We start from the raw sequence: 16,463 nt of genomic DNA, 5'->3' as shown, positions 1-16,463 counted from the left end.
GGCAAGCGCTGCGATCAGGGCGTTTGACGCAACAGGGGGGCGTTCAGGGTTTCATTCAGGGTGTCGAGCGCGTCCTGCAGATGGGCGCGCGCCTCCGGGCTGCGGCTACCCTGACTCACGGCGCGGCGCAACGATGCCTGCAGGCTGCGCGCTTCGGCGCGGAACACCGAGCGGGCATCTGCCGGAGTGTCTTTCCCGGCCAGGATCTGGCCGCTCAGCCGGGTAAGCCAGGCGCGCTGCAGCATGCGGCGCGGCAGCGGAATGTCGCGGCCGGTATCGAGCTCCGCCCAGATGTCACGGCGCAGGCTGCGGTGCAGTTCGGTCAGGCGGTAAGCCTCGCCGCCCAGTGTTTCGGAGTCGAGCAGACGCTGGCTCAGGCGATTCGAGAAAAGCAGGTCCAGCAGATTGCTCTGCACCGCGAGGCCGTTGTTGAGGATCGAGGGCTGCGGCGCAAGCGAGGTACGGTCGAAGGGCGACGGCGCCAGTCGGCGCAGCAGCGCAGGGTCCAGCCTGAAGCTGTCCGGCTGGAAGAGGCCTTCGCTGAGCGCGGCCAGGGTGGCGCGCTGGGTGGCGGCCGGCACCGGGACGAACACGTCGCGCCGGGTCGCCGAGGTCGCCCGGTTGACACGGATGCCACCGATATTGCGGGCCGCCGCGTTCGCCGCATCACCGATGAGCCGGAAGCTTTCGGCAACGGCGATGCGCGTCTCGCTGTCTTCCTGATCGCGCTCGCTGGCCGGACGCCGTGCAAGGCCCTGCCAGAGCTCCCGCGAGAGATCCAGGGTGTGGCGCAACCAGGCGACCGGATCCTGGCCGAGATCCTGACGGGCAACCGCCGGGTCGACGCCGGAGCCCTGCCAGCCGCTGCCCGCGTCGGAGTCTTCGCCATAGGCCAGCAGCGGGTTGTCGAACGCGCGCTCGGCAATCTGCTTCAGGCTGAGCCGCTCGGACTCCGCCGGGAAGGGCGTGTAGCCGTAGGCGATGGCCCACAGGTCATAGGCTCCGAGCATCTTCTGCGTCATGGCCGGGCGCCGGGCCGGCTTGCCGGGCCAGCGGTTGAGCGGGAGGTAGTCCATCACCGAGCTGCTCAGCCCGTGCTGCTCGACGAAGGCCGGATCACGCAGCTGGGCGAGCGTGTAGGCGGTCGAGGCGCGGAAGTTGTGACGCAGCCCCAGCGTGTGGCCGACCTCGTGCATCACGACCCAGCGCATCATGTCCTGCGCCAGGGCCTCGGCTTCGGGGCCGTCCGGCGTGAGCGCGCCTTGTGCTTCGGCGCTCAGCAGCGCTTGATGCAGCTGAGCAAAGCTTCTGGCGGCGAAATCGCAATCCTCGTCTTCTTCGGCATGCTGCGCGTCCTGGAAGGCCACGCTGCGGCGCGCATTGCGCTGATGCTGATCGCTCAGCACGATGCGGGCGGCGAGGATTTCGCCGCTGCGCGGGTCGGTATAGGAGTAGCCGACCGAGGCGTTGGCGTCGGTGCCCAGCACCCAGCCGACGGTGGCCTGCGGCATCGGGCCGCTGCGCGGCTTGCCGTCTTCGGGCGCGTCCTGCACCCGGATCGCGTCCTTGAAGCCTGCGCCTTCAAAGGCCCTGTTCCAGGCCAGGATGCCCTGGCGCACGGTTTCGCGGTAACGGGCCGGGATGCTGCGGTCGAGCTCATAGACGATGGCTCTGACCGGCTCCGACACGCTGGCCGCCGGATCCTTCTTTTCCAGGCGCCAGTGGTTGATCACGAAGCTGCGCGGAGATGTGGCGGTTTCCCGGCTGAAGTCGTAATGCTCGGTGGTGAAATAGCCGACTCGGTGGTCTGCAGGCCGGCCCGGCATGGCTTCCGGCAGCTTCGCGAAACGCAGCGAGATCCCCATGAACATGCTGCGCGCATCGACCAGGGTTTCCGGCTGCGAGGGCTGGACTGGCTGGCCCGGTACACCGGACGCCAGCGCGGCTGCCGCATAGTGCTGGCGCAACTCGAAACGGGTCGCTTCCGCTGTGGCGCTCACATTCTGGATCAGGCTGTTGCCGCGGTCGAACTGGTAGGGCTGGCGGTACATGGACTGCAGCGCGCTGGCCGTGGCCGAGAAGTCGGTCAGCAGCAGCGCGTTCAGATCGACCAGGATGGCACGGCTCTGTGGTTCGGGCTGACTCAGGATGGGGGCGCTGCCGCGCAGGCTGTCGGAGAACGCGCTGGCCACGGCCGAGCTCATGGCCTCGTTGCCCGGGGCCTTGTGGCGGGTATTGCGTTCGATCCACTGGACGCGGTCCGACAGGCGCTGGAAGTAGCCGACGCCGGCGTCCAGCATCAGCCCGCTCAGGAACCATTTTTCGCCGATGCCCTGGCTGCGCTGGGCAGTGAAGAAGAAATCGCGCTTGAAGTCTTCTTCATGGAGCTCCAGCAGCCAGCGCTCGTCTTTCTGATACACGTTCAGATAGCCGGGAACGCGCTTGAAGTCCTTGATGACCTCGGCATACGGGCGGAGGTTGCTGGCCTGACTGCTGGCCGAGGCACTCGCGCCGCGCGCGGCAGTGGCGGCGGGAGCTGAGGCGGCCGCCGACGGTGCGGCGCTGAGGGCGCGAGGCGAGCTGGGTGCCTTGCCCGGCGCGTGGGCACAGGCGCTGAGCACCAGGCTCAGGACCACGCCCGTGGTCAGCAGGTGCAGACCGGAGCGTTCATTCCGCAATTTCGACCTCGCCGCGCAGGGAGTGCGGCAAGGCCGCGGTGATCTTCACATTGATGAAATGTCCGATCTGGCGCGGGTTTCCCTTGAAATTGACGACGCGGTTGTTGTCGGTGCGGCCGGCGAGTTCGCCCGGATCTTTCTTCGAGCGCCCTTCGACGAGCACGCGCTGCACGCTGCCGACCATGCTTTCGCTTACCGCCGCCGCGAGCTCCTCGATGCGCTTCTGCAGGCGCGAGAGCTGGGCGAGCTTCACGCTCTGCGGCGTGGTGTCCGCCATGTCGGCCGCGGGCGTACCGGGGCGCGGGCTGAAGATGAAGCTGAAGGACGCATCGAAACCGATCTCGTCGATCAGCTTCATGGTGGCTTCAAAGTCTGCCTCGGTCTCGCCGGGGAAGCCGACGATGAAATCGGTCGACAGCGAGAGGTCCGGTCGGGCGGCGCGCAGCTTCCTGACCACCGACTTGTATTCGAGGATCGTATAGCCGCGCTTCATGGCGGCGAGTACGCGGTCCGAGCCCGACTGCACAGGCAGGTGCAGGTGCGAGACGAGCTTGGGCAGCTTCGCGTAGGCCTCGAACACGCGTGGCGTCATCTCGCGCGGATGCGAGGTGGTGTAGCGGATGCGCTCGATGCCGGGGATCTCATGCACGCATTCGAGCAGGAAGGCGAAGTCGGCCATCTCGTCCGAGCCCGGTTCGACCGGCGCGCGCCAGGCATTCACGTTCTGCCCGAGCAGGGTGACTTCCTTCACGCCCTGTTCGGCGAGGCCTGCGATTTCAGCCAGCAGATCGCCCAGCGGACGATAGATCTCGTCGCCACGGGTATAGGGCACGATGCAGTAGGTGCAGAACTTCGAGCAGCCTTCCATGATCGACACGAAGGCGGTCGCGCCTTCCACGCGGGCGGGCGGCAGCGCATCGAACTTCTCGTTTTCGGGGAAGCTGATGTCCACCTGCGACTTGCCGCTCTCGCGCCGCGCTTCGATCAGCTCGGGCAGGCGGTGCAGGGTCTGCGGGCCGAAGACCACATCCACATAGGGCGCGCGGGCGATGATGGCTTCGCCTTCCTGCGACGCCACGCAGCCGCCGACACCGATGATCAGCTTCGGGTTGGATTGTTTCAGGTGCTTCACCCGGCCGAGGTCGTGGAACACCTTCTCCTGCGCCTTTTCGCGCACCGAGCAGGTGTTGAAGAGGATCACGTCGGCTTCTTCGGGATTGTCGGTCTTGACCAGTTCTTCACCGGCGGCGAGCACGTCGGCCATCTTGTCCGAGTCGTACTCGTTCATCTGGCACCCGAAGGTGCGGATGTACAGCTTTTTCATCTGACAGCTTTACAGGAGTGGGGCAGGGTTCAGAACGGCCAGAACCATTTCTTGGGGTTGAGAAGCGGTGCCTTGGCAGCGGCTTCGGCTTCGGTCAGCATCCAGACCTTCGTGACTTCCCTCTGCTCGCTGATCTGCACACGCACCGCATAACGCAGGCCGGAGTCGAGCGCCTGCGTGAGCACCAGCATGTTGTTGGTGTTGTAGATCTGGGCGCCGACAGACAGCGCGTAGCTGTCACCATCGAGCTTCACCACGCGGGACGACACGAGCTCCATGTCGGCCCGCAGCGCGTTCTCCGGAATGCTGCGGAGTTGCGCCTGCGCAGGCAGGACCAGGAAGAAACCGAGGCACATCACCAGCCGCAGGAGAGCTTTCATGGTGTATTGGCAGTGTAAACAGGGGCAAAAGGAGGCCTGAATGGTCGGCCATCGCCTCAGCAAAGTCAATCGAGAAACCGCCAAGTCCATGATCCTGCGAGGGTTTGAAAGAAATCGAGACATTTCCCCGGTGCAGTGGCTCAATTGATGCGTTGCCAATCCGGAAATGCCTCGCTATAATCTCGCGCTCTTCGGCGGTGATGTAGCTCAGATGGTTAGAGCGATGGATTCATAACCCATAGGTCGGCGGTTCGACTCCGCCCATCACCACCAACGGTTTCAGCGAAAAGGCCACTTCCCCGGAAGTGGCCTTTTTGTTTGTTCCGTCGCGGGTCGGCCTCAGGCGACCATGTCCCAGGCGAGTTTGACGATCAGGGCGATCAGCAGGAAGAGGAACAGCACACGCACGAAGGCTGCACCCTGGCGGATGGCCAGCCGGGAGCCCACGAGCGCGCCGGCCATGTTGAATACCGCCATCGGCAGCGCCAGGCTGTAGATCACCTTGCCGGCCGGCACGAAAAACACCAGCGCCGCCACATTGGTGGCGAGGTTCACGATCTTGGCGCTGGCCGAGGCCTGCAGGAAGTCCAGCGCATGGCAGCGGATGAAGAGAAAGATCAGGAAACTGCCGGTGCCGGGGCCGAAGAGGCCGTCATAGAAGCCGATGGCGCCACCGATGAGCAGCGCCATCAGGCGCTCGCGCCGGCCGATCACCAGCGGTTTTCGCACCGCGCCGAAATCCTTCTTGAGGAAGGTGTAGATCGCCATCGCGATGATCAGCACCAGCACCAGAGGGCGCATCAGCGAAGCTGGCACGGCAGACACCGCCATCGCACCGCAGAAGGACATCACGAAGGCGGTGCCCGCCGCCGGCAGGACCAGGCCCCAGGGAATGCTGACCCGCTTCACCCAGGAGCGTGCGGCCATGGTGGTGCCACAGGCGGAGGTGAGCTTGTTGCTGCCGAGCAGGGTCGAAGGCTCGACACCGGGCAGGAAGTTGAACATCGCGGGGACCTGGATCAGGCCGCCACCGCCGACCGCCGCATCGATGAGACCGGCGCAGAAGGCGAAGAGACAGAGGAACAGGGTGGTGGTCAGCATGAGGCGGTGTTGCGGAAGCCGGAGGGTTGCGGTTCAGGGCGTGTAGCCCAGGTAGAGGTAGGCGCCCAGATTGGCGCCGTGGTAGTTGGACCAGCCTGTGCCCAGATAGAGCGGCCCCATGAAGGTGTCCATGCCGATCCAGAGGGATGCAGCCGGAATCAGCGGGGTGTCGGTGCCGGTTGTGAGCTGGCGGTAGACGCGTCCGAGCTCGAATGATCCTCCCAGATAGGTGCCGCTGCCCAGCGAAGGCAGCAGCGGACGGATCCGGTTGTAGACCATGAGGCGACCGAAGAGGCTGCCCTCGCCGAACAGTTCGCCCGTCTGCAGACCGGAGAGTTGCAGGAAGCCGCCCAGCTGCGGTGCATCCACAACCGATGCGCCGTGCGTGCGCACCGATTGCAGCGTGCCGCGCAGCGTCGTGGCGCCGAAGGTGTCGGCGAGATCGAGGCTCAGGCTGGCGTTGTGCTGCCGGCTCGACGTGCCGGCGGTGTCGCTCTTCACGTCGCCGAAGCGGTAGCGCGTGCTCAGGTGGTAGCCCTGACGCGGGAAGCGCGGATTGTCGAGCTGGTCGATGACGAGCGCGGCGCGCAGCCCGCTGTCATGTACCTCTTCCGAGACGCCTGCGGCCAGACCGGAGGCAATGCGGCTGCCGGTACGCCGGGTGAACAGGCCGGTGCGCAGCTCGCCGTAGCGGCCGAGGGCGTAACCGAGATCGGCGCCGTTTTCGGTGCTGTAGCTGCGCAGGTCGGCCACATGCAGGCCATTGGAGGCGTAGATCGGCTTGTCGATGCGGGCGAGCGTGATGCCCGGCGCAATGAACCAGGGCGTGCCCGCCAGCGGCTGATAGAACTCGCTGGCGATCCGGCTGCCCACGCCGAGCTGGAAATCATTGCGCCACTGGGCGCCCCAGCGGTTCAGCCAGGTCATCTGGTAGCTGCCGAGCAAAGTGACTTCCGATTTGCTGTAGCTGTCGAGGCTGATCTGGGTGCCGAAGCGCAGGTGGTTGGGGCCGATGCTGCGTTCGAGCGGCACGATGGTGGCGACCCGCTGACCGTCTTCGTCATGCAGGAAGTAGTTGATGCGGTCGAAGTCGCCACTGGCGTGCAGCGTGTCGAGCCGCTCGAGCAGTTCGCGCTGCGTCTGCGGTGCTTGCGGCGTTTCGATCCGGGCGCGTACTTCGTCGGCCGGCACATAGCGGGTCTGCGCGATTTCGACCCGAGCATAGGGAGCAGGCTCGCCGGCTGCCGCCGTGAGCGCACTGCGCCAGCGCTCCCAGGCTTCGGTGTCCAGCGAGAGCGCACGCAGGCGCTCGAGTGTGGCCGGAGCGAGCTTGCGGCCGCGCGCGATGATGGCGGGCGCCTCGGCAAAGCTGGCCGGCGTGTAGCCGTCGAGGTCCGGCTGAATCAGGATGTCCTGCGCGCCGAGCAGCTTGCGCTGCTCGATCACGTTGCGTCCCATGGCGATGTGCATCGACTGCGCCAGCACATCGATCAGCGAATGGATCTGACCGGCTTCCAGCGTGGGCGAGCCGACGTCGACGGCGATCACGATGTCGGCGCAGCGGCCCTTGATCTCTTCGACCGGCAGGTTGCGCACGAACATGCCATCGATGTAGTAGTGACCCTCGAGTTCCACCAGATCGAAGACGCCCGGCACGGCCATGCTGGCGCGCAGCGCGGTGGCCAGGTCGCCCCGGTCGAAGACATGAATGTCGCCACTGATGAGGTCAGTCGCGACCGCGCGGAAGGGGATGGGGAGCCGGTCGAAGCTGCCCGGCATGCTGTCACGTGTCAGCTCGCGCAGGAAACGGTCGACATTCTGCGAGCCGAGAATCCGCCGCGGCACGTGCACGCCGCTGCCATCGAGCCCCAGCGTGATGGCGGAGAGATTGCGGTCGTCGCCGTTTTTCGCCGCGAAGGGCAGATTCCGGCGGTCCGCCGTGCCGCTGAGCAGGCGTTGCCAGTCGGCATTGGCAATCCGGTCGATCACGCCATCGAGCGGCTGCCCGGTGGCATAGATGCCGCCGACCAGGGCACCGGCGCTGGTGCCGGCGATGCAGCTGATCGGGATGTGCAGCTTCTCCAGCTCTTCCAGGACGCCCAGGTGTGCCAGCCCGCGTGCGCCGCCGCCACCGAGAACCAGCCCGATCCGCGGCGGCGGTGTGCCGGCTGAAGCGGCGCTGGCGGCAACGCCGCACAGGCAGAGGAGGGCGGGCAGGGCAATGCGGCGGAGCGCGCGCAGAGGGCGGATCGGCATGGGTTTCGGAGCCCCGGGCGAAGGGCGCGGCTTGGTCGGGAGTGGCCGGCCCGCAGCGCGTACGGTGGCATGCCGCGGCGCCGGGCCGGCGGCTATTCTGCCAGCATGCGGCGCCGGATGACGAATCCTCGCTGTCTGCCGCGCTCGCGCCGGCGGCCTCTTTTCAGCCGATCATCTTGCCCGGCAGCCAGGTGATGAGGCCGGGGAAGGCATAGAGCAGCACGACTGCCAGCGCCATCAGCATGAAGTAGGGCATCGCGTAACGCGCGATGGTGGTGATCTGGCGCCCGGTGAGCCCCTGCAGCACGAAGAGGTTGAAGCCCACCGGCGGCGTGATCTGCGCCATTTCGACCACCACCACGATGAAGATGCCGAACCACAGCGGATCGATCCCTGCGGCCTGGATGGTCGGCAGCAGCACCGCCATGGTCAGCACCACCATCGAGATGCCATCGAGGAAGCAGCCCAGCACCACATAGAAGATGCCCAGCACGACCAGCAGCATGCCGGGCGAGAGCCCCAGCGTACCGATCCAGGCGGCAAGGTGGCGCGGCAGGCCGATATAGCCCATCGCCAGCGTGAGGAAGGCCGAGCCGGCGAGAATCAGCGCGATCATGCAGTAGAGCCGGGTTGCGCCCATCAGCGCGGCAATGAAGTTGCTGCGGTTGAGCGTGCGCTGCGCGGCCGAGATGATCAGGCTGCCGACCACGCCGATGCCGGCGGCTTCGGTCGCGGTGGCCACCCCGGTGTAGATCGAGCCCAGTACGCCGGCAATCAGCAGCACGACCGGAATCAGGTGGCGCGAGGCGCGGAGCTTGCCGGCCAGATTGGTCCGGATGTCGGCCGGTGGAATCTTTTCCGGATTGAGCAGCGACCAGATCACCACCCAGCCCATGAACAGCGCGGCGAGCAGGATGCCCGGCAGCACGCCGCCGATGAAGAGCTTGGCGATCGAAACATCTGCCGACACGCCGTACACGATCATGATGATCGAGGGCGGAATCAGCAGGCCCAGGGTGCCGGCGCCGGCCAGCGTGCCCAGCGCCATCGATTCCGGATAGCCACGCCGGGTGAGTTCCGGCAGCGCGATCTTGCCGATGGTGGCGCAGGTCGCTGCCGAGGAGCCGGAGACCGCGGCAAACAGCGTGCAGCCGATGATGTTGGTATGCAGCAGGCGACCCGGCAGACGCTCCAGCCAGGGGGCGAGCCCCTTGAACATGTCTTCCGAGAGTTTGGTGCGGAAAAGGATTTCGCCCATCCACAGGAACAGCGGCAGCGCCGTGAGCGTCCAGGCCGAACCCGATCCCCAGATCGTGACGGCCATGCCGTCACCGGGCGAGCGCGGCGTGAAACCCAGCATGCCCATCACGCCGACCGCGATCAGGGCGAGGCCGATCCACAGGCCACCGGCCAGAAACAGCAGCATCAGGCCGATCAGGAGTGCAGCAATCGTGAGGTCCATGTCAGCGTCTCATTCCATGTGGGCGGGTTCGTCGTTCGCGTGGGCGAAGCGGTGCGGGGCGCGGCCGAGCGAGGTGGTGACGAGGTCATCCAGCAGCGCGATGAAGAAGACCAGGCAACCTGCCGCCATGCCGATCTGGGGAATCCACAGGGGCGTGGCATCAACGCCGGGCGAAACGTCGCCGAACTGGTGCGACTGCCAGACCAGCTGGATCGAATACCAGGCCAGCGCGCCACTTACCAGCGTGCCGGCGGCGAGCGACATCCATTCGGCCGCGCGCCGCATCTTCGGGCCAAGGCGCTCGATGACGAGGCTCACCCGGATGTGTTCGCCATGCTTGAAGGTGTAGGCCAGTGCGAGGAAGCCGCAGGCCGCCATGCAGTAGCCAGCGTAATCGTCGGTGCCGCGCAGGTAGATGCCCAGCGGACGGCTGACCACGCCGGTCATGACCATCACCAGCGTCGCAATCATGCCCAGGGCGGCGGCGGCACCGCTGGCGCGGTACAGCGCATTGAGCAGAGTTCTCATGTCGGAATCCTTGAACGCCAATGAAAAGCGGCGGGTCATGCCCGCCGCTTTCGTGTTGCTTACTTCTTGTAGGCCTCGAGCACCTTCTTGCCTTCGGGGCCGGCGGATTCGGCCCACTCGGCGGCCATCTTCTCGCCTACCTTGACGAGGCCGGCCTTGAGTTCGGCAGAGGCCGGGGCGATCGTCATGCCGTTCTTCTTCAGCTCATCCAGATACCAGGCCGTCTTCTCTTCCGAGATCTTCCAGCCGCGTGCTTCCGCGGCGGCGGCGGCCGTGGTCACCGCCTTCTGCGTGGCCGGGTCGAGCGCGTCGAAGGCTTTCTGCGACACGATGACAATGTTCTTCGGCAGCCAGGCCTGCACGTCGTAGAAGTACTTCAGCTGTTCCCAGCTCTTGGTGTCGTAGCCGGTGGCGCCCGAGGTCACGTTTGCCGACACCACGCCGGTGGAGAGGGCCTGGGTCAGGTCCGCCGCCTGCACGGTGACGGGCTGCGCACCCATCAGCTCGATCATGCGGGCCACGGTCGGGCTGTAGGAGCGGATCTTCAGGCGCTTGAGCGCATCCATCGAGCTGACTTCGGTTTTCGAGTAGAGGCCCTGCGGCGGCCAGGGCACCGAGTAGAGCAGCTTGATGCCGTTCTTCGCCAGCTTCGCTTCGACCGCGCTCTTCGACGCGACCCAGAGCTTCTTCGCGTCGGCATAGCTGGTGGCGAGAAAGGGTACGTTGTCGAGCGCGTAGATCGGATCTTCATTGGCCATGCCGGAAATGATGATCTCGCCGATCTGGGCCTGGCCGCCCTGCACCGCACGCTTGATCTCGTTGGCCTTGAACAGCGAGCCGTTGGCATGCACGGTGATCTTGAGCTTGCCGCCGCTGGCCTTGTCGATATCGGCCACGAACTGCTGGATGTTTTCGGTGTGGAAGTTGCTGGTCGGGTAGGGCGTGGGCATGTCCCAGGCGGTCTGGGCGTGGGCGCCGGCAACAAGGCCCAGCGCGGCAATGGCGGTACTCAGGGTGTGGCGAAGGCTGCGGGCGGTATTCATCGGAAAATCCTCCGGAAGGTCGGGATGAAGGCAACGCAATTTCGGGGCGCAAGGACAGGAGAGGCTGCCTGACGCATCTAATGTAGCGGCAAGTTGTTTTCAAAACACATATATTTCGTATGTGTTTTGTAGACGTAGAATCGTTTTCGCAAGCCGTATAAGGTGGCTCACAACCCGGAATACCGAGGAGGAAAAACATGGTCAGGAACCCGGCCGAACCCGCAAGAGAGAGCGTCCGCATCGTGTCGTCGGAGCATCTGGTCTCGCCCAAGTCGCCCGAACTCTCCGAGATGGAGTTCGGCCTCATCATCGCGTGGCATGCGTTCTCGCGCTGGATGATGCGTTGCATGAATGCCTCCGGCGTGAAGGACATGACGCCGATCGATGTGCTGGTGCTGCACCATGTGGCGCATCGCAATACCGAGAAACGCCTGGCCGACATCTGCTTCGTGCTCAATGTGGAAGACACGCACGTCGTCTCCTATTCCCTGCGCAAGCTGGCCGGGCTGGGCTTGGTGAGCAGCGCGCGCAACGGCAAGGAATCCTTCTTCTCGGTGACGCCCGAAGGCCGCGAAGTCTGCATGGTCTATCGGGACGTGCGCGAAGCCTGGCTGATGCCAGCCTTCTCCGGCAGCGCGGAAGACAACGCCCGCATCGGGGACCTCGCCAGTCTGCTGCGCACGCTCTCCGGTCGTTATGACCAGGCCGCGCGGGCAGCGTCGACTGCATCTGCCTGAAGCGAAGATGACATCCGCATCAAACGAGCCGGGCGCGCGAGGCGGCAGCACACGCTTCTACCTGCAGGGCGAGCGCTGCGCAGTGATTCATTCCGACGCACCGGCGAGTCTGGCCTGCCAGCGCCGGATCTGGTGGCTGGCCGAAAAGCTGGTGGCCGGCGGGCGATTCCTGGACGTGGTGCCGGGCATGAACAATCTCGGTGTGGTGTTCGATCCGCAGCGGGAGTCCGCCGACACCGTGCTGGCGGATCTGCGCCGGCTGTGGCGCGGTGCTTCGGCAAAAACGCCTGCGCGGCGTGAAGTGCATATTCCGGTGGAATACGGTGGCGAGGCCGGGCCCGATCTTGCGGAGGCCGCCAGGCTTGTCGGCATGAAGCCGGCGCGGCTCGTCAAGGCGCACAGCTCGGCCGAGTACACGGTGTTCTTTCTGGGCTTTCAGCCTGGCTTCGCCTACATGGGCGGCCTGCCGCCCGAGCTTGAGATGCCCCGCCGGACGGAACCCCGTCTGGCCGTGCCGGCCGGCAGTGTCGGCATCGGCGGCGAGCAGACCGGGATCTATCCGGCGCAGAGCCCGGGCGGCTGGCAGCTGATCGGCCGCACCTCACTGAGCCTGTTTGACCCGGGCCGCGAGCAACCCTCGCTGCTGCTGCCGGGCGACACGGTTCGCTTCGTCGCGGAGCGTGTTCATGCTTGAGATCCTCAACCCCGGCCGCTTCAACACCGTGCAGGATCTGGGGCGGGAAGGCCTGCGGCATCTCGGCATCACGCAGGCCGGCGCGATGGATGCGCCTTCGCTGGTGCTGGCGAACCGCCTGGTGGACAACCCGCCGGGCGCCGCCGGGCTCGAAATCGTGTGCGGGCCGGTCGAGATCCGTTTCGAGCGGGACGGCTGGCTGGCCCTGACCGGTGCGCTGTTCGATGCGAAGCTCGATGATCGCGAGCTCTGGTCCGGTTGGCGTGAGCCCTTTCGTGCGGGTCAGCGTCTGCGCCTGAATGGGCCGCGCCGCGGGATGCGGCTCTATCTTGCGGTGGATGGCGGTATTGCGGTGCCGGAAGTGCTGGGCGCGCGTGCCACCGATCTGCAGGCGGGCTTCGGTGGCATGGCCGGGCGGGCGCTGCTGGCCGGCGACCGGCTGCCCCTGGGCCCCGCGCACGCCGCACTCACGGCCCGCTGTGGCGTGCTGCAACTCGAATGGGCGCCCGGCATACGGGTTCTGCCCGGCCCCGAGTTCGAGCAGTTCGAGCCCGCGGCGCGCAAGGCCTTTTTCGATTCGGGCTGGCAGGTCAGCAGCCAGAGCAACCGGATGGGCTGTCGCCTGCAGGGGCCGGTGCTCAAGCGCCGCGGCGCGCGTGACCTGCTCTCTCATCTGGTGCTGCCGGGCGTCATCCAGGTGCCACCTGCGGGGCAGCCGATCGTGCTGCTGGCCGACGCCCAGACCACCGGAGGCTATCCGCGCATCGCCAGCGTGATCGAGGCCGACCTGTGGAAACTTGCCCAGGTACGACCGGGGCAATCCGTGCATTTCGTTCAGACCGATGCCGCCGGCGCCGCGGCGGCGCGCCAGGTCTGGCTGCAGCATCTGAGACGATTCGAGTGGAGTGCCTATGGACACTGACAAGCTTCAGATCGACCTCAACGCCGATCTGGGCGAGGGTTGCGGAGACGACGCGGCGATCCTTGAGCGCGTGAGCTCGGCCAACATCGCCTGCGGCTGGCATGCGGGGGATTCCGACAGCATGCGGCTGGCCGTGCAGGCCGCCCTGCGCTGTGGCGTCGCCATTGGCGCACATCCCGGCTATGCCGATCGGGAGCATTTCGGCCGGCGTGAGCTCAAGCTGTCACTGGATTCCGTTTATTCCGCTGTCCTGTACCAGATCGGCGCGCTGGAGGCGATCGTGCGCGTCGAGGGCGGGCGGCTGGCGCATGTGAAACCGCATGGCGCGCTCTACAACCAGGCGGCGAAAGATCCGGCCCTGGCCGACGCCATCGCGATGGCGATACGCGACTTCGACCCCACGCTGAAGCTCATGGGCCTGGCCGGCAGCGAGCTGATCGCGGCGGCCGGCCGGCACGGGCTGGAGAGCATTTCCGAAGTCTTTGCAGACCGGGCGTACCTCTCGAGCGGCGCGCTGGCACCGCGGGGCCAGCCGGGAGCGGTGATCGAGGATGAAGGGCAGGCGCTGAGCCAGACGCTCGCCCTGGCGCGCGGTGAGCGCATCACGACGCTCGATGGCGGCCAGCTCGAATTGCGCGCAGAGAGCATCTGCCTGCATGGCGACGGCGCGCACGCTTTGGCCTTCGCCACGCGCATCCGCCAGACCCTGCAGGAAAACGGTTTCCGGGTCAGGGCAAGGGAACTGCTCTGAAGAACAGGTGTCATGTGCATGACACAGGTGCCGGCGTAGAGTCCGGCGTTCCGGCCGCGCTCAGCCAAGCGGATAGTTGATAGGGTTTCGCTATCAAAACTTTTGGCGCATTGAATTAGATTAATGCTTCGGCCGTCAGTACCATGGGAACCGTTCTTCAACACCCTTTGTTTTTCAGACAGGAGAGACAGATGTCCTACATCAATTCCGAAGTGAAGCCCTTCAAGGCCACCGCCTTCCACAACGGCAAGTTCATCGACGTGTCCGACGCCGATCTGAAGGGCAAGTGGTCCGTCGTGTTCTTCTACCCGGCCGACTTCACCTTCGTGTGCCCGACCGAACTTGGCGACATGGCCGACCTGTACCCCGAATTCAAGAAGCTGGGCGTCGAAGTGTATGCCGTGTCGACCGACACCCACTTCACCCACAAGGCCTGGCACGACACGTCGGACACCATCAAGAAGATCAGCTACCCGATGATCGGTGACCCCACCGGCACCATCACCCGCAACTTCGGCGTGATGATCGAGGAAGCCGGCCTGGCTGATCGCGGCACCTTCGTGATCGATCCGGAAGGCAAGATCCAGATCGTCGAGATCAATGCCGGTGGCATCGGTCGTGACGCGGGCGAACTGCTGCGCAAGGTGAAGGCTGCCCAGTACGTGGCCTCGCACCCGGGCGAAGTGTGCCCGGCGAAGTGGAAGGAAGGCGAAGCCACGCTGGCTCCGTCGCTGGACCTGGTCGGCAAGATCTGATTGTTCCTTCTTCCTGTGGCTGGCCGGGTTCCCGGCCGGCGCAGGAAAATGCCGGCGGGCTGCAGCCCGCCAGCACAGGCAGGAGCTGCAGATTACGCCCTCCAGCCCCAGAGAGCGCCCTAGCGGCAAGGATCCGGCGCCACCCATGAGCGCCGGACCACACATCGCCTGACCGACAGGCATCCCCGATCCCAACACCCTCCAGCCTCCGGTTAGCAGTCGGAGCCGGATGACTATCGACCAAAGAAAGAGCTGATCATGTTGGACGCTAACCTCAAGACCCAGCTGCAGGGCTATCTGACCCGTCTGCAGCAACCCATCGAACTCGTCGCCGCGCTCGACGACGGGGCCAAGTCGGCTGAAGTCCGCGAGCTGCTGGACGAGATCGTCGCGCTCTCCGACAAGATCACGCTGCGGGAAGATCCCACCGGTTCTGCCCGCAAGCCCTCCTTCGTCGTGCAGCGCGTCGGTCAGCCGATGGGCATCCGCTTCGCCGGCATTCCGTTGGGCCACGAATTCACTTCCCTCGTGCTCGCACTGCTGCAGGCCGGTGGTCATCCGCCCAAGGTGGATGCTGATGTCATCGAGCAGATCAAGGCGCTGCCGGGCAAGTACGCGTTCGAGGTCTTCATCTCGCTCTCCTGCCACAACTGCCCGGACGTGGTCCAGGCGCTCAACCTGATGGCGGTGCTGAACCCGAACGTGTCGACCACGATGATCGACGGCGCGCTGTTCCAGAATGAAGTGGAAGACCGGCAGATCATGGGCGTGCCGGCGGTCTATCTGAACGGCGAGCTGTTCGGCCAAGGCCGCATGACGATCGAGGAAATCATTGCCAAGCTCGACACCGGCGCTGCCGCGCGGGATGCCGAGAAAATTTCCGCCAAGGAAGCCTTCGACGTGCTGGTGGTGGGCGGCGGACCTGCCGGTTCGGCGGCCGCGATCTATGCCGCGCGCAAGGGCATCCGCACCGGTGTGCTGGCCGAGCGCTTCGGTGGCCAGGTGATGGACACGCTGGGCATCGAGAACTTCATTTCGGTGAAGGCGACCGAGGGTCCAAAGCTCGCGATGGCACTCGAAGAGCATGTGAAGGAATACGGTGTCGACATCATGAATCTTCAGCGCGCCAGCGCCCTGGTGCCGGTTGATGGCGGCATCGAGGTGAAGCTCGAGAATGGTGCTGTCGTGAAGAGCAAGACCGTGGTGCTGGCCACTGGCGCGCGCTGGCGCAACATGAATGTGCCGGGCGAGGCGGAGTTCCGCACCAAGGGCGTGGCCTACTGCCCGCACTGCGACGGTCCGCTGTTCCGCGGCAAGCGCGTGGCGGTCATCGGTGGCGGCAACTCGGGTGTGGAAGCGGCGATCGATCTGGCCGGCATCGTCGCGCATGTGACCCTGCTGGAGTTCGACAGCCAGTTGCGTGCCGACGCCGTGCTGCAGAAGAAGCTGCGCAGCCTGCCCAACGTAGACATCATCGTCTCGGCCCAGACGACTGAAGTGACCGGCACCGACAAGGTCAACGGCCTCAAGTACAAGGACCGTGTCAGTGGTGAAGAAAAGCGCATCGAGCTGGAAGGCATCTTCGTGCAGATCGGTCTGGTGCCCAACACCGACTGGCTCAAGGGCACGGTGAATCTCTCCCCGCGCGGCGAGATCGAGGTGGATGCCAAGGGCCAGACTTCGTTGCCGGGCGTGTTTGCCGCAGGCGACTGCACGACGGTGCCCTACAAGCAGATCATCATCGCCATGGGCGAGGGCTCCAAGGCCTCGCTGTCGGCCTTCGATCATCTGATCCGGACCTCCGCTGCCTGATCCCTTCAGGTCGTGGTGGT

The 16,463-nt window shown here is 65.6% G+C and carries 14 protein-coding genes and 1 tRNA gene; 7 read left to right on the top strand and 8 right to left on the bottom strand.

Going from position 1 to position 16,463, the window contains the following annotated elements:
* Positions 1 to 14: 14 nt before the first annotated feature.
* From ABDB87_RS02995 to ABDB87_RS02985, 3 genes are read right to left on the bottom strand one after another with little or no spacing between them, the layout of a single operon-like run.
* The gene (locus ABDB87_RS02995; RefSeq protein ID WP_345923974.1) at positions 15 to 2,678 is read right to left on the bottom strand and encodes a zinc-dependent metalloprotease; all 2,664 of its coding nucleotides are present in this window, start codon (positions 2,676 to 2,678) and stop codon (positions 15 to 17) included.
* Complete coding sequence (gene miaB, locus ABDB87_RS02990; protein ID WP_345923973.1) at positions 2,668 to 4,002, bottom strand: tRNA (N6-isopentenyl adenosine(37)-C2)-methylthiotransferase MiaB; 1,335 nt, start codon at positions 4,000 to 4,002, stop codon at positions 2,668 to 2,670. Before miaB ends, ABDB87_RS02995 begins: the two co-directional genes overlap by 11 nt.
* A gap of 29 nt (positions 4,003 to 4,031) precedes the next feature.
* Complete coding sequence (locus ABDB87_RS02985) at positions 4,032 to 4,382, bottom strand: hypothetical protein (RefSeq protein ID WP_345923971.1); 351 nt, start codon at positions 4,380 to 4,382, stop codon at positions 4,032 to 4,034.
* Positions 4,383 to 4,578: 196 nt separating this feature from the next.
* Between ABDB87_RS02985 and ABDB87_RS02980 the strand changes: the two genes are divergently transcribed.
* Positions 4,579 to 4,655: transfer RNA gene (locus ABDB87_RS02980), tRNA-Met, on the top strand.
* A gap of 66 nt (positions 4,656 to 4,721) precedes the next feature.
* Here the strand turns inward: ABDB87_RS02980 and ABDB87_RS02975 are convergent.
* The 5 genes from ABDB87_RS02975 to ABDB87_RS02955 form a co-directional block, all read right to left on the bottom strand.
* Complete coding sequence (locus tag ABDB87_RS02975; protein ID WP_345923970.1) at positions 4,722 to 5,483, bottom strand: sulfite exporter TauE/SafE family protein; 762 nt, start codon at positions 5,481 to 5,483, stop codon at positions 4,722 to 4,724.
* Between the two features lie 33 nt (positions 5,484 to 5,516).
* A complete protein-coding gene (locus tag ABDB87_RS02970; RefSeq protein WP_345923969.1) occupies positions 5,517 to 7,739 on the bottom strand; it encodes a patatin-like phospholipase family protein in 2,223 nt (740 codons plus the stop codon).
* Positions 7,740 to 7,902: 163 nt separating this feature from the next.
* Positions 7,903 to 9,201, bottom strand: coding sequence for a TRAP transporter large permease (locus ABDB87_RS02965; protein WP_345923968.1), 1,299 nt, complete (start codon positions 9,199 to 9,201; stop codon positions 7,903 to 7,905).
* 9 nt (positions 9,202 to 9,210) lie between these two features.
* On the bottom strand, positions 9,211 to 9,729 hold the full coding sequence (locus ABDB87_RS02960) for a TRAP transporter small permease (RefSeq protein ID WP_345923967.1): 519 nt from the start codon (positions 9,727 to 9,729) through the stop codon (positions 9,211 to 9,213).
* Between the two features lie 59 nt (positions 9,730 to 9,788).
* Positions 9,789 to 10,772 carry a TRAP transporter substrate-binding protein gene (locus tag ABDB87_RS02955; protein WP_345923965.1) on the bottom strand — a complete coding sequence of 328 codons (984 nt, stop codon included), beginning with the start codon at positions 10,770 to 10,772 and terminating at the stop codon, positions 9,789 to 9,791.
* A gap of 197 nt (positions 10,773 to 10,969) precedes the next feature.
* On the opposite strand from ABDB87_RS02955, the gene ABDB87_RS02950 reads away from it, so the two are divergent.
* The 6 genes from ABDB87_RS02950 to ahpF all read left to right on the top strand — a co-directional run bounded on the left by ABDB87_RS02950 (position 10,970) and on the right by ahpF (position 16,443).
* Positions 10,970 to 11,509, top strand: coding sequence for a winged helix DNA-binding protein (locus ABDB87_RS02950; RefSeq protein WP_345923963.1), 540 nt, complete (start codon positions 10,970 to 10,972; stop codon positions 11,507 to 11,509).
* A 7-nt stretch (positions 11,510 to 11,516) separates the two neighbouring features.
* Complete coding sequence (gene pxpB / locus ABDB87_RS02945; protein WP_345923961.1) at positions 11,517 to 12,203, top strand: 5-oxoprolinase subunit PxpB; 687 nt, start codon at positions 11,517 to 11,519, stop codon at positions 12,201 to 12,203.
* Entirely contained in the window at positions 12,196 to 13,125 is a 930-nt protein-coding gene (locus tag ABDB87_RS02940; protein WP_345923959.1) for a 5-oxoprolinase subunit C family protein, read from the top strand. Before pxpB ends, ABDB87_RS02940 begins: the two co-directional genes overlap by 8 nt.
* Positions 13,115 to 13,876 (top strand): 5-oxoprolinase subunit PxpA, encoded by a 762-nt coding sequence (gene pxpA / locus ABDB87_RS02935; RefSeq protein WP_345923958.1) that lies wholly within the window; start codon positions 13,115 to 13,117, stop codon positions 13,874 to 13,876. The genes ABDB87_RS02940 and pxpA overlap by 11 nt, the downstream gene beginning before the upstream one ends.
* 191 nt (positions 13,877 to 14,067) lie before the next feature.
* On the top strand, positions 14,068 to 14,631 hold the full coding sequence (gene ahpC / locus ABDB87_RS02930) for an alkyl hydroperoxide reductase subunit C (protein ID WP_345923956.1): 564 nt from the start codon (positions 14,068 to 14,070) through the stop codon (positions 14,629 to 14,631).
* A 258-nt stretch (positions 14,632 to 14,889) separates the two neighbouring features.
* Positions 14,890 to 16,443: an alkyl hydroperoxide reductase subunit F gene (gene ahpF, locus ABDB87_RS02925; RefSeq protein ID WP_345923954.1), complete on the top strand. Its 1,554-nt coding sequence runs from the start codon at positions 14,890 to 14,892 to the stop codon at positions 16,441 to 16,443.
* Positions 16,444 to 16,463 lie beyond the last annotated feature (20 nt).

It is taken from the genome of Uliginosibacterium paludis, from assembly GCF_039631355.1.
Classification (GTDB): Bacteria; Pseudomonadota; Gammaproteobacteria; order Burkholderiales; family Rhodocyclaceae; genus Uliginosibacterium; species Uliginosibacterium paludis.
This window is presented reverse-complemented; position numbering and strand designations above follow the sequence as displayed.

Excerpts from the sequence above, each read along its gene's own strand:
- ABDB87_RS02960 (WP_345923967.1), bottom strand. The coding sequence starts at position 9,729 with ATGAGAACTCTGCTCAATGCGCTGTACCGCGCCAGCGGTGCCGCCGCC.
- ABDB87_RS02950 (WP_345923963.1), top strand. The coding sequence starts at position 10,970 with ATGGTCAGGAACCCGGCCGAACCCGCAAGAGAGAGCGTCCGCATCGTG.
- pxpB (WP_345923961.1), top strand. The coding sequence starts at position 11,517 with ATGACATCCGCATCAAACGAGCCGGGCGCGCGAGGCGGCAGCACACGC.
- ABDB87_RS02975 (WP_345923970.1), bottom strand. The coding sequence starts at position 5,483 with ATGCTGACCACCACCCTGTTCCTCTGTCTCTTCGCCTTCTGCGCCGGT.
- ahpC (WP_345923956.1), top strand. The coding sequence starts at position 14,068 with ATGTCCTACATCAATTCCGAAGTGAAGCCCTTCAAGGCCACCGCCTTC.
- ahpF (WP_345923954.1), top strand. The coding sequence starts at position 14,890 with ATGTTGGACGCTAACCTCAAGACCCAGCTGCAGGGCTATCTGACCCGT.
- miaB (WP_345923973.1), bottom strand. The coding sequence starts at position 4,002 with ATGAAAAAGCTGTACATCCGCACCTTCGGGTGCCAGATGAACGAGTAC.
- ABDB87_RS02970 (WP_345923969.1), bottom strand. The coding sequence starts at position 7,739 with ATGCCGATCCGCCCTCTGCGCGCGCTCCGCCGCATTGCCCTGCCCGCC.
- ABDB87_RS02985 (WP_345923971.1), bottom strand. The coding sequence starts at position 4,382 with ATGAAAGCTCTCCTGCGGCTGGTGATGTGCCTCGGTTTCTTCCTGGTC.
- pxpA (WP_345923958.1), top strand. The coding sequence starts at position 13,115 with ATGGACACTGACAAGCTTCAGATCGACCTCAACGCCGATCTGGGCGAG.
- ABDB87_RS02965 (WP_345923968.1), bottom strand. The coding sequence starts at position 9,201 with ATGGACCTCACGATTGCTGCACTCCTGATCGGCCTGATGCTGCTGTTT.
- ABDB87_RS02940 (WP_345923959.1), top strand. The coding sequence starts at position 12,196 with ATGCTTGAGATCCTCAACCCCGGCCGCTTCAACACCGTGCAGGATCTG.
- ABDB87_RS02955 (WP_345923965.1), bottom strand. The coding sequence starts at position 10,772 with ATGAATACCGCCCGCAGCCTTCGCCACACCCTGAGTACCGCCATTGCC.